Raw genomic sequence first — 1,384 nt, 5'->3', positions numbered from 1 at the left:
GAGTTATTGTCAAATCTGGTGTATGACCATCAGGCAGCGCTCCTGTCAGATTGATCCTCCACCGGTATTCCATCCTGAAACTGCACGTTGTCCACGACCAGCTTCAGTTGGTTGAACCCCTTGATCCGCTTCCAGCGTTTCTGGGCGGATTGGAGCAACTTGAACACCATCGATAACGTGGTGTCGCGATTGCCACAAGACCGGCTCCGCTTGGTTCTCAGCCGTACTGTGGCGAAGGTGGATTCAATCGGATTGGTGGTCCGTAAGTGAATCCAGTGAATCGCCGGGAAATCGTAGAAGGCCAGCAGCTCATCCCGGTCCTTCTCCAGGTTTTCCATGGCCTTCGGGTACTTGTCCCGGAACCGCCGCAAAGCGCTGTCAAACGCCTTGTGGGCGCTGTCACGAGTCTCTGCCAGGTAGATCTCATGCAAGGCTGACTTCACCTTCGGTTGCACCGACTTGGGCAGCTTGTCCAGCACATTGGCCGTCTTGTGCACCCAGCACCGCTGGTGCCGGGTGTCCGGAAACACTTTGCTCAGAGCCTTCCAGAAGCCCAGTGCGCCGTCACCCACAGCCAGCCTGGGCGACGGCTCCAGACCACGTTCCCGCAAGTCCGTGAGCAGCTCTCGCCAACTGGCCTCGGACTCCCGGTGGCCATCCTCGACAGCCACCAATTCCTTGTGGCCATGCTCAGTCACGCCGATGATTACCAGCAGACAGAGTCGATCGTCCAGCCGGACGTTGCTGTACACGCCGTCGGCCCACCAGTACACATAGCGTTTCTGGCTCAAGTCCCGGCGCTGCCAGTCCTTGTGCTCATCCAGCCACTTCGCCTTGAGCCGGGAGACCGTGTTCGCCGACAACCCGTTGGCCTGCTCGCCGACCAGCGCGCTCAGGGCCTCCTGGAAGTCACCGGAGGAGACGCCCCGCAGGTAGAGCCAGGGAATCAGTTCCTCCAGACTCCGGGCACGCTTCAGGTAGGGTGGCAGCAGGTGGCTGTTGAAGCGAATGCCAGAGCCACTGCGGTCCCGGACTTTGGGAACCTGGACTTCTACGTCGCCGACGCCGGTCTGAACAGTGCGTTTGGGAAGGTGCCCATTGCGCACCACAGCACGGCGGCCATCCGGTGTCTTGACGTCTGCGCACTGCTTCAACAGGCTCTCCAGCTCCGTCTCGACAGCCTGTGCAATCAGATCACGGGCACCCTGACGGATTAACTCGTGCAAGGGATCGTTGCCGGCTACCTCTGGTTGTGAAAGAGCATGCAGGTTAGACTTGGACATGGCGTATCATTCCTCTGTTGGTTGTGATCGTCGCGGTGATCAACCAACAGGATACGCCACCCCTTCAACCTGCTTCCATACACCAGAAATCACCATAACTC

General features: G+C 59.1%; 1 protein-coding gene. It reads right to left on the bottom strand.

What is annotated here, in order from left to right; genetic code table 11:
* Positions 1–29: 29 nt before the first annotated feature.
* Positions 30–1,283 carry an IS256 family transposase gene (locus MDHKLMBL_RS20625; protein WP_008172221.1) on the bottom strand — a complete coding sequence of 418 codons (1,254 nt, stop codon included), beginning with the start codon at positions 1,281–1,283 and terminating at the stop codon, positions 30–32.
* Positions 1,284–1,384 lie beyond the last annotated feature (101 nt).

Origin of the sequence: Marinobacter flavimaris, from assembly GCF_002933295.1 — a bacterium.
Lineage (GTDB): Bacteria > Pseudomonadota > Gammaproteobacteria > Pseudomonadales > Oleiphilaceae > Marinobacter > Marinobacter flavimaris.
This window is presented reverse-complemented; position numbering and strand designations above follow the sequence as displayed.